Source organism: Micromonospora sp. GCM10011541 (assembly GCF_042650725.1).
Classification (GTDB): Bacteria; Actinomycetota; Actinomycetes; order Mycobacteriales; family Micromonosporaceae; genus Micromonospora; species Micromonospora sicca.
Genome location: NZ_JBHSBP010000047.1, coordinates 13,613 through 26,550, shown reverse-complemented (window position 1 = coordinate 26,550; position 12,938 = coordinate 13,613). Strand labels below are relative to the sequence as shown.

Sequence of the window (12,938 nt, the reverse complement as noted above, 5' to 3'; positions counted from 1 at the left end):
CCCCGCGGACCGCTACCGGCGCGGCGCGCCGGTCAGGTGGGTCAGCGACCGGGCGACCAGGTCGTCCCGGGCCGCCGGGGCCAGCCCCTCCAGGCCGAAGCCGAGATAGACGCTGTCGGCGGTGACCACCGCCGAGCCCTCCTCGAACGCCTGCTGGCTGCGCGTCCAGTCGTTCGGGGCGCCGGCGGACCCGGTCGGCGGGCCGGCCACCGTCCAGCCGCCCAGGTCGGCCGTCTCGAACGAGGTCTCCGAGACCACCGTCCCGTCGGCGATCACCCGGGCGTCGTCGAGGAACACGCCGAGACCCTGGGTGCCCCAGTCGGAGACGTACGAGATGGAGAGCTCGACCTTCTTGCCCGCGTACGTCGACAGGTCGACGGCGAACTCCTGCCACCCGCCGGACGCGCCGGTGGCCGCGTTCCAGGTGCCGGTGCTGCCCGTGGGGGAGCAGTCGGCGCCCTGGTAGTGGCCGAGGAACGGGTGCAGCTGCGCCACCCAGCCGGACTGGCAGCTCTCCCCGGTCGCCGTGCCGGTGTGCCCGTTGAGGTCGGGCAGCGTGGTCCACTGGTCGCTGCCCACCTCGTGCGCCTCGACGATCAGGAAGTCCCAGTCCTGTTCGACGTCGTACGAGGTGAAGAAGCGCAACTGGCCCGCGGACGCCGCGGTCAGGTCGACGGTCCGGGTGAGCCGCTTGTACGACTCGTCGGCCCGGCCGCTGTACAGGTACCAGTCACCGGTCCGGGGGTCGAACGGCGCCGCGCCCGGTCGCGCCCAGTCCACCGCCGCGGAGCTGGCGAACTGCGGGAACTGCTCCGGCGGCAGGAAGCTCGAGGTGGTGAGGAACGAGGCGGTGTGGTCCTGGTTGGCGGCCGACCCGGCCGCGTTGAGCTGCCCGTCGAAGCCGGCGAACGCTCCGTCCGAGCCGCGCACCGGGTACGGGTCGCCGTCCGGGTCGGTGCCGCCGTCGCTGACGTAGTTGTACGCCCCCAGGTAGTACTGCTGGAAGTCGTTGAGCAGCGGCAGGCACGCCACGTCGTCCGGGTCGGTGCACTCCGGTGGCGCGCCCGGCCGGTAGACGTACGAGCCGTTGGCGCCCTGGGCGAAGAGCGCGTACTTGCCGCTGACCAGCACCTTGCCGCCCTCGTTGAGGTAGTCCCGGACGGCCAGTTCGGTGGTGAGCGCGGCCTCGGCGGCGGTGCCGCCGACCTGGCCCGGGGAGCGGAGGATGATGTCGTCCCCGGTCTCCCAGACCACCGCCCGGTAGTGCGACAGCACGCCGAGCGGATGCGGCGCCCGCCGGCCCATCGCGTCGAAGTCGTAGACGTCGGCGTGGTGGCCGGCGGCCTCGACGGAGGCGGCGATCTGGCCGGCGTACTTCGCGGTGGTGGCGTTCTGCGCGGGGCTCAGCCCGGTCACGTCCTCCGCCGCGAGCACCAGCACGTCACCGCCGATGTCGGCGTGCACCCGGTAGGTGAAGTGCTCGCTGGCCACCGGACCCTTGCGGGGCTTGACCCCGGTGAACCAGACCTCCACCCGGTCGCCCGGTTTCGTGCCGGTCACCGTGCCGCGCAGCTCCGCGTAGTAGTCGTCGTTGGTGTCGCCGTACCGCTCCCCGCCGCGCCACTCGCGGACCTGGACCGTGTTCGGCCGGCCGCCGTTGACCACGTAGTGCATCCGGACGTCCTTCAGCGCCCGCCGGGTGATCGAGGCGACCTGCTGCGTCCGCCCGTACGAGGTGTCGAAGGCGTCCACCCGGAAGTCCGGGGTGCTCCGGCCGACCACCGACACCGGGTCGTCCGGGTCGGCCGCCGACTTCGCCACGGCGAGGGCGAACGGCAGGTTCTTCGTCACCTCCGCCGAGATCAGTTTCTCGTCGTCGGGGAAGATGAAGCCGCTCACGCAGTCCTCCGGCCGCCACTGGTCGTCGGGGTCGGAGGCGGCGGCCGTCTGGCAGGTGGACATCTCGGGGGTGAAGCCGAGGGTGCCGTACCGGACGTGGGCGTGCGAGTCGGTGTCGCCGTTGGTGGTGTACAGCTCGGCGGAGATGTCCGGGTCGTAGCCGGGCACCGCCGGGTGGGCGTCGTCGCCGGCCATCGCCTCATAGATGACGTCGTCCGGGGTCGGCGTGCTCACCTGCCAGCCCACGCCGTAGAGCAGCAGCTGGGCGGCCGAGTGGTAGTTGACGAAGAACTCGAAGCCGACCCGGTTGAAGAGCCGGTCCAGCGCCTTGGTCTCCGGCTCGGAGTTGGGGCCGGCGCCGCGGTAGGTGTCGCTGTTCGGCTCGGGCGAGGAGCCCTCGTCGTCGTACCCCCACTTGAAGCTGAAGTTGCGGTTCAGGTCGACGCCGTCCGCGCTGGTGATCCGGCCGTCGCCGTCGTTGTCCCGCAGGTTCTTGCGCCACAGCCGGTTGCCCGGGGTGAAGGTGTGGTCGTAGCCGTCCGGGTTGGCCACCGGCAGGAACCACAGCTCGGTGGTGTTCACCAGCCGGGTGATCTCCGCGTCCGTGCCGTAGTTGTCCAGCAGGTGGTGCAGCAGCCGACGGGTCATCTCCGGGGTGATCCACTCCCGGGCGTGCTGGGTGCTGGCGTAGAGCACCGCGGGACGCTTCCCGTCCGCGACCGTCCGGGCGTTCTTCGTGACCTTGACGGCGAGGATCGGCTGCCCCTGCACCGTACGGCCGAGGGTCTCCACCTTGGCCAGCCCGGGGAACCGGGCGGCGGTGGCGGTGAGTTCGTCCCGGATGCCGCCGGGCTCGCTGTACGAGCGGAACGCCTGCCAGCCGGCGGCGGCCTGCTCGCGCAGCGCCTGTGAGGCGTCCTTGCCGTGCACCTTCTTCACGCTGAGCGGGACGCCCTGGCCGGTGAGCCGGGCCGCCTCCCGCCGGGTGAGCACCGTCTCGATCGTCGTGCTGCCGTTCGCGCCTGCGGACCGGTGGTCCTCGTCCAGGTCGACCCCCGCGGCCCGCAGCCGGTCGAGCTGCTCGGCGTTGACCCTGCCGACGTACACCTCCAAGCTGTCGCGGCCGCCCGGATCGGACGGTGGCCGCGCGCTCGCCGGTGCGGTCAGCGCCATCGCGCCGACCAGAGTGAACACGCCGGCGATCGCCAGCCGTGTCGGTCTCATCGCGCCCCCTTTGGTGGAAGGACCTGTAGGCGCGAGCTTTCAGGCGCGAATCATCCATGTCAATCATTCGATCCAGCTTTCCCCTACTCAATGTGGAGGGGCGGACGCGCACTGTCGCGAGCGGCATAACTATGTCCGTTTTTGCACGTTAGACCCTCGGCAGCGAACGGAGGATCCGCTCACGCAACGGCGGACCGGGCCAGCAACGGGAGCGACCGTGGACATTGTGCTGAGCGGGGGTGCCACGTGCACGTCGTGATCATGGCAGGGGGGATGGGCACCCGGCTGCGGCCGTACACGACCGCGCTGCCGAAGCCGCTGGTCCCGATCGGCAACAGCTACGCGATCCTCGAAATCGTCCTGCACCAGCTCGTGGCCTGCGGGTTCACCCACGCCACGCTCGCGATCAACCACCTGGGCTCGCTCATCCGGGCCTTCGTCGGGGACGGCAGCCGGTTCGGCCTGCGTGTCGACTACATCGAGGAACACGTGCCACTGTCGACCGTGGGCCCGCTCTTCCACCTCCGGGACCGGCTGCCCGAGCACTTCCTCGTGATGAACGGTGACATCCTCACCGACCTCGACTACGCCGAACTGCTGAACACCCACGCCCGCTCGGGTGCTCCGCTCACCGTCGCCACGTTCCACCGGACCGTGAAGATCGACTTTGGTGTCCTGGAGGTGCTGGACGACCGGGTGGTGGAGTTCAGCGAGAAACCCACGCTCGACTACCGGGTGAGCATGGGGGTCTACGGGCTGTCCGCGAAGACCATCGCCTCCTATCCGGTCGGCCAGCCCTTCGGCTTCGACCAGCTCATGCTGGACCTCATCGACCAGGGGCGGTACCCGGCGGACTACCCGTTCGACGGCTACTGGCTCGACGTCGGCCGGCCCGAAGACTACGACGAGGCCAACCGGAGCTTCGAGTCGCTGAGGTCGGTCCTCCTCCCGCCGTCGGTGCGGGAGGCGATATGACCCGCCTGCTGCTGTTCGGCGCGAACGGGTTCCTCGGCCGGCACGTCCGTGCGGCGCTCACGCCGGACCACACGCTGACCTGCCCCCGCCGGTCGGAGTGCGACCTGCTGACCGTCGACCTGCCCGAGCTCACCGAGCTGATTCGGTCGGTCCGACCCGCTGCGGTGGTGAACTGCACCGGCCGCCTCGACGGCACCGACCGGCAGTTGGTCGACGCGCACACCCAGGTGACCGCCCGGCTCGTCGACGCCGTCGTCGCGGGCGCCCCGGACGCGCGGCTGATCCGGCTGGGCTCGGCCGGCGAGTACGGCCCGGTGCCCTTCGGGCAGCAGGTCCGCGAGTCGCACCCCGCCGAGCCGGTCGGCGCGTACGGGCTCAGCCACCTTGCCGCCACCCGGTTGATGGAGACCGCGGTCGCCGCGGGCCGGCTCGACGGCGTCGTGCTGCGGGTGTTCAACCCGATCGGGCCCGGCCTCGGCGAGCAGAACGTGGTCGGCCGGGCCGCCCGGCTGATCCGGACCGCGCTCGCCCGCCACGCCCCGGAGGTGGCGCTCGGGCCTCTCGACGCGTACCGGGACCTGGTCGACGCCCGGGACGTGGCCCTGGCCGTCCGGGCAGCCGTACGGCTGCCCAGGCCGCACCCGGTCGTGTTCAACGTGGGCACCGGAACGGCCGTGCGGATCCGGCAGGTGGTCTCGATGCTGGCCGCCGCCGCCGGATATCCCGGTGGGATCGCCGAGACCGCGCCGGGGCCTGGTGCGGCGCGCTCGGCCACCGTGCCGTGGATGTGCGCGGACGTCTCGTCGGCGGCCGGGGAACTGGGCTGGCGCCCGTCGTACGACCTCACCGAGACGGTGAAGGCCATCTGGACCGAGGCTGCCGGCCTCGGTGACTCTTCGTCCAGCAGGGAGTAGACGTTGTATCAGAGGATCGGCGTTGTCGGGCTCGGTTATGTCGGCGTGACGCTCGCCGCCGCGCTGGCCGACAACGGGTACGAGGTGCACGGCGTCGACACGCAGCCGCGCGTACGGGAGTCGCTGCGGGCGGGTCGGCTGCACATCTTCGAACCGGGCATCGAGCGGATCTTCGCGGAGCGGACCGGGTCGACGCTGCACGTGGTCGACGCGCTCCCCGCCGACCTCGACGCGGTGGTGCTCTGCGTCTCGACCCCGGTCGACGAGTCCACCCACCAGCCCCGACTGGAGAACCTGGCCGCCGCGGCCGAGGAGGTGGCGCGCCGGTGCCGCCCGGGGACCCCGGTGGTGGTGCGCAGCACCGTGCCGGTCGGCACGAGCCGGCGGGTGGTGCTGCCGGCGCTGCGCCGGGCCTGGGGCGACGACGTGCGACTGGTCATGGCGCCCGAGCGGACGATCCAGGGGCAGGCGCTCCGCGAGCTGGTCGAGCTGCCGCAGGTCGTCGGCGGTCTGGACGAGGCGAGCCGCGCCGCGGGGGTGGCGCTCTTCGCCGGGCTGGCCCGCCAGGTGGTTCCGGTGTCCAGCCTGGAGGCGGCCGAGCTGGTGAAGCTGGCCAACAACTGCCACACCGACCTGATCTATTCGTTCGGCAACGAGCTGGCGCTCGTCGCCGAGACGCACCGGCTCGACCCGTTGGAGGTCATCCGCGCCGCGAACCTCGACTACCCCCGTCCGGACCTGTGCAAGCCCGGCTACGTCGGCGGGGGCTGCCTCTCCAAGGACCCGTACCTGATGGTGGCGAGCGCCGGGGCGCGCCCGCCGTTCCTGGTCGGGGCGGCGCGGCAGCTCAATGAGCACCTCCCGGCCCACGTCGCCGCCCGGATGGTGGAGCTGATGCGGCAGGAGTGCGGCCCGCTGCCGGGCGCCCGGCTCGCGGTGCTGGGCTGGGCCTACAAGGGCTGGCCGGCCACGGACGACATGCGCGGCACCCCGGTCACCACCATGCTGCCGGTCTTCCGCGACGCCGGCCTCGTGGTGCTCGGGCACGACCCGATGGTGAGCGACGACGTGATCCGGCAGCACGGCGGTGAGCCGACCAGCCTGGACAAGGCGTTCGCGGAGGCCGATGCCGTCCTCGTGCTGAACGACCACCCGGACTACCGGACGGTCGAGATCGGCGCGTTGCTGCCCGGGACGCGGATCCGGGTGGTGTTCGACTCGTGGCGGATCCTCGACGAGTCGGCGGTCCGCGCGGCCGGGGTCCGGTACGCCGGCATCGGCTACCTGCCGGTGGACCCCGCCACCCCGACGACGGCGGTGCCGGCATGACCCGCGCGCTGGTGCTCGGCGGGACCGGGTTCATCGGACTCCACCTGGTGGAACGGCTCGTCGCCGACGGCCGCCGGGTGGTCGTCGTGGACGACTTCTCCCGTGGCCGGAACGACCAGCGGGTCGCCGCGTTGCGCGACAGCCCGCTGGTCGAGATCGTCTCGGCGGACCTCACCGCGCCGGAGGCCTGGTCGGCGCTGCCCAGGGACGTGGACGAGGTCTACCTGCTGGCCGCGGTGGTCGGCGTGCGGAACGTGGAGGCCGATCCGGCCCGGGTGCTCCGGGTCAACACGCTTGTCGTGTCGCACCTGCTGGACTGGCTGACCCCTGGTCGACGGGTCTTCTTCAGCTCCACCAGCGAGGTGTACGCCGGCGGGGTGGACGCCGGGATCGTGCCGGTGCCGACCGCCGAGGATGTCGCCGTCATGATCGCCGACGTGACGTCGCCCCGGCTGGCGTACGCGATCAGCAAGCTCGCCGGGGAGGCCATGCTGCTGCATGGCGCGCCCGCGCGGGGCTGCGCCACCGTCGTCGGCCGTTTCCACAATGTCTACGGCCCCCGGATGGGAGCCGACCACGTCATCCCCGAGATGGCGCTGCGCGCCCTGCGGGGGGAGGACCCGTTCCGGGTGTGGGGGGCGGACCAGTATCGCGCCTTCTGCCACGTCGACGACGCCGTCGAGGCGGTCCTCCGGCTGATGGCCACCCCCGCGGCCGAGGGGCAGATCGTCCACATCGGCAACGACAGCGAACAGACCAACATCGCCGACCTGGCCAAGATCGTGCTGCGCCTCGCCGGCGTGACGCCGACCGTACAACCGTTGCCCGCGCCGTCGCGCTCGGTGCACCGGCGGTGCCCGGACCTGACCCGGCTGCGCCGGCTGACCGGCTTCGAGCCCACCGTGCCGCTCGAGGAGGGCGTCCGACGCACCTTCGAGTGGTACCGGACCGCGTCCACGTGACGACGGGCCGCCGTCCCCCGTCCCCACCGTCGAACAGCTGAGGAGCATCGTGGCGCAGGTCGTCATCACCACCGAGTCCCGGTTCCTGCGGACCCCGGACGGGCGGGTGTGGGTCCAGGTCGGCCCGGACCACGCCATCTGGACGCGGTACCTGGCGGCGTTCGAACAGGTCCGGGTGGTGGCCCGGGTCAGGGACGTCGACGAGGCACCGGCCGGAGCGGCCCGGGTCGACGGTCCCGGGGTGGAGGTCCGGGGAGTGCCGTACTACGAGGGACCGGTCCAGTTCCTCCTGAGGCGGCCCGCGATCCGGCGCGCGGCGCTGGCCGCCGTCGCGGACACGGACGCGGTCATCCTCCGGGTGCCGTCACCGATCGCGAACCTGATCAGCCGCGACCTGGACCGGCGCGGCCGGCCGTACGCCTGCGAGGCCATCGGCGACCCCTACGTGGTCCTGTCCCGGGGTGTCGTCGACCATCCCCTCCGGCCGGTGCTGCGCCGTTGGGCCACCTCGGCCATGCAGCGCCAGTGCGGGTCGGCGGTCGCCGTGTCGTACGAGACCCGGCGGACCCTGCAGGCGCGCTACCCGGCGTCCCCGTCGGCGGTGAGCGTCGGTATCTCCTCGGTCGACCTGCCGGCCGCCGCCTTCGTGGCGACGCCGAGGACGTACGACGCGCCGGTCCGATCGGCGACGCTGGTGTCGGTGGGCTCGCTCGAGCAGTTGTACAAGGGCATCGACACGCTGGTGGAGGCGCTGGCCCGGCTGCGGGACGCCGGGCAGCGGCACCGGCTCGTGCACGTTGGCGTCGGGCGCCACCAGCCCGGGATCGAGGAGCTGATCGTCGCGCGGGGGCTGACCGGTCAGGTCACGCTCGCCGGTTGGCTGCCGTCGACCGAGGACCTGCGCAGCCTGCTGGACGGCGTGGACCTGTTCGTCATGCCGTCCCGCACCGAGGGGCTGCCCCGGGCGCTGATCGAGGCGATGGCGCGGGCACTGCCGGCGATCGGCTCGACGGCCGGCGGCATCCCTGAGCTGCTGCCCGCCGGCTGCCTGGTGCCGCCGGGCGATCCGGCGGCCCTCGCGACCGCGATCGGCGGTCTGCTGGCCGACCCGGACCGGCTGGCCGAGGCGTCCCGCCGGAACCTCGACCTGGCCTCGTCGTACTCCGCCGACGTGCTCTCGTCCCGCCGGCGCGACTTCTACCAGGCGGTCCGGAAGCTGAGCGCGGGCAGGGCAGCCCATCTCGACGCTCACCTGAACGGGCCTGCCGCTCGTTGAGTTCGGCCGACTCGTTGCTGGAGGATCAACCTGATGATGTTGCGTGAGGGCGTGGCCACCGAGCCGGCGCCTCCATGGTCGGCCGGCGCCGACCCGGCGGGCTCCGCTTCCCGGCCACGGACGGACGTGGCGGGGGACGCCCGGTCCGGTTTCGCGTCGAGCACCGTCCGGGCGGTCACGCTCGTGCTGTTCCTGAACTTCGACCAGTTTCCCCGCCTGATCGGCAGGACCTTCCTCTTCACGGCGGCGGGGCTGGCCCTGCCGCTGCTGCTCCACGAGTTCAGCCGGCGGACGACCGCAGCGCGGGTGGTGGTCGGCTGGATCCTGCTGCTCTTCGGCGGGCTGGCGCTGCCCGCCCTCCTGCATTGGCCGGAGACCGACTACGGACGGCAGAAGGTTGTCCTGCTGATGACGCTGACCCTGCTCTCCACGCTTGCCGTGGCGATCGTCCGCGGGCGGCGGGACCTGCGGATGTTCGCCTGGCTGCTGATCCTGTCCGCGGCGATCCTGGCCGTCGCCGCGCTGACGGCAGGCGACTCGGGCGGCCGGTCGGACGGATTCGGCTCCAATCCGATCTGGCTGGCGCGCGCCATCGGCGCCGCGTTGATCGCCGTCGCCTGGCTGTACTTCCAGCGGTGGCTGGCCATGTGGCTGGCCGCCTCGCTGACGGTGCTGCTCTCCCTCGGGATGTTCGCCACCGGTTCCCGTGGGCCGCTGGTGGCGACCGTTCTCGGGCTGTTCGTTCTGGTCCTCGCCGGGCTGCGTCGGAAGACCGCTCGGGGCAAGCGGGAATGGATCGGCGTCACGCTGATGGCCGGCCTGGTCGTCACGGTCATGACGCTGCCCCGGCTGCTGCCGCCCCGGATGTACGCCCTCATCGTCGACCCGTCGGACGAACTCTTCGACTCGGCGCGGGCGGAGATGCGACAGCGCACGCTGTCCATGATCGCGGAATACCGTGGCGGCGTCGGCTACGGGAACTGGAGCGGCGTCTCCGGGTTGCTGTCCTTCAACTATCCGCACAACCTGTGGCTGGAACTGCCCGCCGAGGCCGGTTGGCTGGTCGGCGGCGCGTTCATTCTGGCGACCGTGGTGGTGGCGGCGCGGCTGTGGGGCGCCGCCCGGGTCGACTCGGCGGCCGGTTTCGTGCTCGGCCTCCTGGTGTTCGCCGTGGTGGCGGTGTCGACGTCCGGTGACGTCAACGCCGACCGGCCGCTGTTCACCGCGCTCGCCCTCGGGATCCTGGTGCTGACCTGGACGCGGGTGAAGGGCCGGCCCGGCCCCCAGCCGTCCGTCCTGGACGGCCCGGCGGCCCGGCCCTCCTCCGGCGACGGGGTGGCGGGGGACGGACGACAACGACCGCGGCGATCGGTCTCGGGTCCCGGGCGGAGCCCCGGCCCGCCCGGCACGTACCCGGCGGAGGCGGCCCCGCTCGGGCGGCCCGCCGGGACCGGAGGGGGAAGGGCGGCTCGGTGAGCCGGCTCCGCGCCGTCCGTGGCCGGATGACGGCGAGCCGGCGTGGGGTGCTGAGCATCGCGGCGGGCTCCGCCGGCGGTCAGGTCCTCGCCCTGGCGGCGGCCCCCCTGCTGGCCAGGTTGTACAGCCCTGCCGACTTCGGCGTGTTCACCATCGTCGCCGCCCTGGTCACGACGATCGGCACGGTGGCCGCGTTCCGCTTCGAGTTGGCCGTCCCACTGCCGGAGCGGGAGCGGGACGCGCAGGCTCTGGTGGCCCTCGGGCTGGCCGCGGCGGCGGCCACGGCGCTGCTGGGCACGGTGGCGGTCCTGCTGGTCGGTGACGGTGTCGCCGGACTCTTCGGCCGGCCCGAGCTGCGGCCCTGGTTGTGGCTGGTGCCGCCGGCCGCGGCCGCCACCGCGGCGGTGCTGGTGCTCAACCAAATGGCCATCCGGCACCGCCGCTACGGCTCGATCGGCCGGCGCAACTTCCTCCAGTCCGCGACGATGGTGACGACCCAGGTGGTGGCGGGGGCCGGCGGTCTGCGGTCCGGCGGCCTGTCCCTGGGGCTGGGAATGGGCCAGGTCGTCGGCGCGCTCGTGCTGCTCCCCGGGGCACGGTCGGCCGATCCGGAGGTCAGGGCGGGCCGACGGCTGCGGCACCTGTGGGAGAGCGCGGTGCGCTATCGCCGGTTCCCGCTCCTGCTGGCGCCGTCGGGGCTGCTCAACATCCTCGGGCTCCAGTTGCCGATCCTGTTCATCGCGTACTGGTACCCGGCTTCCGTCGCCGGTTACCTCGGGTTGACCCAGCGGGTGATCGCGATGCCCGCCGCGCTGGTCGCGTCGGCGGTCGCCCAGGTGTACCTCGCGGAGATATCGCGGGCGGTCCGGGGGGACGGCGAGGGAGCGCGGCGGATCTTCGTCGGCGCCAGCAGGAAACTGACCCTGGTGGCCGGGCCGGCGGCGCTGGCCGTGGTCCTGGGGGCGCCGACGGTGTTCGCCGTCGTGTTCGGCGCGCCGTGGCGCACCAGCGGGGCGTACACCCAGGCGCTCGCGCTCTACATGGCCGCCCAGATCATCGCCTCGCCGTTGTCCCAGACGCTGATCGTGCTCGAGCGGCAGGGGCTCCAGTTGGCCTGGGACGTGGGCCGGGTCGTGCTGGTGACCGGCGCGGTCGTCGCAGCCGCCCGGTCCGGCGCGTCCGCGCTGACCGCGATCTGGGCCCTCGGCGTCTCGGGGGCCGTCGCGTACGGGGCGGCATGGCTGATGTCGCTGCGCGCGGTCACCGTGGACAGTCGGCGGGCGCGACAGGCCGCCGCCGGCCCGCGACCCGTGCCGGTCCGGGCCGCCGCGCTGAACGACTGACACTCGTACGATTTGCACCTTTCACGGTGAAATGCGCTGCCCACCGACGGCTGGGTCGTTGACCTGAATGTCGGTCGAACAGGAGGACCCGATGGACAACCCGCTGCAGCCCCCGGATTCCGTGGGTGGGACGGACGCACCGCTTCGGCTGCTGATCGTCGCCTACCACTTCCCGCCCGCCGACTCGGTGGGCGCCCGGCGGCCCGCCGCCCTCGCCCGGTACGCGGCCGAGCGGCAGTGGGACGTCCGAGTCCTCACCACCGGCACGCCGGACCTCGAGAACCCGGTGCCGGAAGTGCCCGAACGGCACATCGTGCGGGTCGCGCCGGTGCCCCGGCTGCCCCGCCTGCGCCGCTCGCCCGCCGCGGCAGCCGACGGAGCCGACGCCACCGCGTCCCGCCCGGCTACGGCCGCGCGGACCCGGGCCGCCGACCTCCGCCTCGCGGTCAACCGCTGGGTGTGGAAGGCCGGCTCCGAGCTGCTCGTCCCGGACTCCCAGGTCAACTGGATCTGGCCGGCGGTCCGGCGCTTCCTGGACACCCGCGACGGCTGGCGGCCCGACGTCATCCTCGCCACCGGACCGCCCTTCTCGGTGTTCGCGGTGGCCGCGCGACTGGCCCGCCGACTGGACGTGCCCTGGGTCGCCGACTACCGGGACCTGTGGTCGGTCGGCAACGAGTACTGGGTCCGCACCCGCGCCCGCCGGTCGGTCGACCGCCGCCTGGAACGGCGCCTGCTCCGGTCGGCGGCCGCGTCCGTCACCGTCTCCGAGCCGCTGGCGGAGGCGATGCGCCGCACCCTCGGGGTGCACACCCGGGTCGTCATGAACGGCATCGACCGACGCCCGCCGGCCACGTCCACCGAGCCGGTCGCCGGCCCGCAGGCCCGGGCCGACCACGCGGCGGCGACCCTGACCCTGGCCCACACCGGGTACGTCTACCCGAGCCGGCGCGATCCCGGCCCGCTGCTGGAGGCCGTGGCCTCGCTCGGCGAGGACGCCGCCCGGGTGCACGTCGTGTTCGCCGGTGAGGACAACGGCATCGTGCGGCGGGCGGTGGAGCGGACCGGGGTGGCCGACTCCGTCACCCTCCTCGGCCAGGTGTCCGCCGAGAAGTCCTGGCGCATCCAGGCCGAGGCGGACGTCCTGGTGCTGCTGATGTGGAACGACCCGCGGGACGCCGGCACGGTGACCGGGAAGATCTTCGACTACCTGTTCGCCCGGCGTCCGATCCTGCTGCTCGGATACGAGTCGGGGGTCGCGGCGAACCTCATCCGCGCCCGTGGCGCCGGCGTCGTCCGCAACGACAAGCAGGCGATCGCGGAGCAGCTGCGCACCTGGCTGGCGATGAAGGAGCGGAGTGGCCGGATCCCGGCCCTGCCGGCGTCGGCCCTGGACGGTCTCTTCCGGGACGACCAGTTGGCCCGCTATCTGGTGCTGCTCGGGGAGGTCGCCGGGCGCGTCGCACCGACCCGCTAGGCGTCCCACGCGGAACCGGACCGGACCATCGTGCTGGGGCCACCGCCGCCCCGCCCGCCACCC

General features: G+C 73.0%; 9 protein-coding genes. 8 read left to right on the top strand and 1 reads right to left on the bottom strand.

Going from position 1 to position 12,938, the window contains the following annotated elements; genetic code table 11:
* Positions 1 to 12: 12 nt before the first annotated feature.
* Positions 13 to 3,123 carry a M14 family zinc carboxypeptidase gene (locus ACFOYX_RS16730; protein WP_322442776.1) on the bottom strand — a complete coding sequence of 1,037 codons (3,111 nt, stop codon included), beginning with the start codon at positions 3,121 to 3,123 and terminating at the stop codon, positions 13 to 15.
* Between the two features lie 261 nt (positions 3,124 to 3,384).
* Between ACFOYX_RS16730 and ACFOYX_RS16725 the strand changes: the two genes are divergently transcribed.
* From ACFOYX_RS16725 to ACFOYX_RS16690, 8 genes are all read left to right on the top strand, one after another.
* A complete protein-coding gene (locus ACFOYX_RS16725) occupies positions 3,385 to 4,098 on the top strand; it encodes a sugar phosphate nucleotidyltransferase (RefSeq protein WP_255420218.1) in 714 nt (237 codons plus the stop codon).
* Positions 4,095 to 5,012, top strand: a complete 918-nt coding sequence (locus ACFOYX_RS16720; RefSeq protein WP_322442777.1) for an NAD(P)-dependent oxidoreductase — start codon at positions 4,095 to 4,097, stop codon at positions 5,010 to 5,012. Before ACFOYX_RS16725 ends, ACFOYX_RS16720 begins: the two co-directional genes overlap by 4 nt.
* Before the next feature lie 3 nt (positions 5,013 to 5,015).
* Positions 5,016 to 6,341, top strand: a complete 1,326-nt coding sequence (locus ACFOYX_RS16715) for a nucleotide sugar dehydrogenase (protein ID WP_322442778.1) — start codon at positions 5,016 to 5,018, stop codon at positions 6,339 to 6,341.
* Positions 6,338 to 7,303 (top strand): NAD-dependent epimerase/dehydratase family protein, encoded by a 966-nt coding sequence (locus ACFOYX_RS16710; protein ID WP_322442779.1) that lies wholly within the window; start codon positions 6,338 to 6,340, stop codon positions 7,301 to 7,303. The genes ACFOYX_RS16715 and ACFOYX_RS16710 overlap by 4 nt, the downstream gene beginning before the upstream one ends.
* Positions 7,304 to 7,352: 49 nt before the next feature.
* The gene (locus tag ACFOYX_RS16705; RefSeq protein WP_322442780.1) at positions 7,353 to 8,579 is read left to right on the top strand and encodes a glycosyltransferase; all 1,227 of its coding nucleotides are present in this window, start codon (positions 7,353 to 7,355) and stop codon (positions 8,577 to 8,579) included.
* A gap of 33 nt (positions 8,580 to 8,612) precedes the next feature.
* Complete coding sequence (locus tag ACFOYX_RS16700) at positions 8,613 to 10,055, top strand: O-antigen ligase family protein (RefSeq protein ID WP_322442781.1); 1,443 nt, start codon at positions 8,613 to 8,615, stop codon at positions 10,053 to 10,055.
* Entirely contained in the window at positions 10,052 to 11,398 is a 1,347-nt protein-coding gene (locus ACFOYX_RS16695) for an oligosaccharide flippase family protein (RefSeq protein ID WP_322442782.1), read from the top strand. The genes ACFOYX_RS16700 and ACFOYX_RS16695 overlap by 4 nt, the downstream gene beginning before the upstream one ends.
* A 91-nt stretch (positions 11,399 to 11,489) precedes the next feature.
* On the top strand, positions 11,490 to 12,875 hold the full coding sequence (locus ACFOYX_RS16690) for a glycosyltransferase (RefSeq protein ID WP_322442783.1): 1,386 nt from the start codon (positions 11,490 to 11,492) through the stop codon (positions 12,873 to 12,875).
* Positions 12,876 to 12,938: the final 63 nt, after the last annotated feature.

Bases quoted from the DNA above. Each gene is read 5' to 3' on its own strand.
- ACFOYX_RS16730 (WP_322442776.1), bottom strand. From the start codon at position 3,123: ATGAGACCGACACGGCTGGCGATCGCCGGCGTGTTCACTCTGGTCGGC.
- ACFOYX_RS16725 (WP_255420218.1), top strand. From the start codon at position 3,385: ATGGCAGGGGGGATGGGCACCCGGCTGCGGCCGTACACGACCGCGCTG.
- ACFOYX_RS16720 (WP_322442777.1), top strand. From the start codon at position 4,095: ATGACCCGCCTGCTGCTGTTCGGCGCGAACGGGTTCCTCGGCCGGCAC.
- ACFOYX_RS16710 (WP_322442779.1), top strand. From the start codon at position 6,338: ATGACCCGCGCGCTGGTGCTCGGCGGGACCGGGTTCATCGGACTCCAC.
- ACFOYX_RS16700 (WP_322442781.1), top strand. From the start codon at position 8,613: ATGATGTTGCGTGAGGGCGTGGCCACCGAGCCGGCGCCTCCATGGTCG.
- ACFOYX_RS16690 (WP_322442783.1), top strand. From the start codon at position 11,490: ATGGACAACCCGCTGCAGCCCCCGGATTCCGTGGGTGGGACGGACGCA.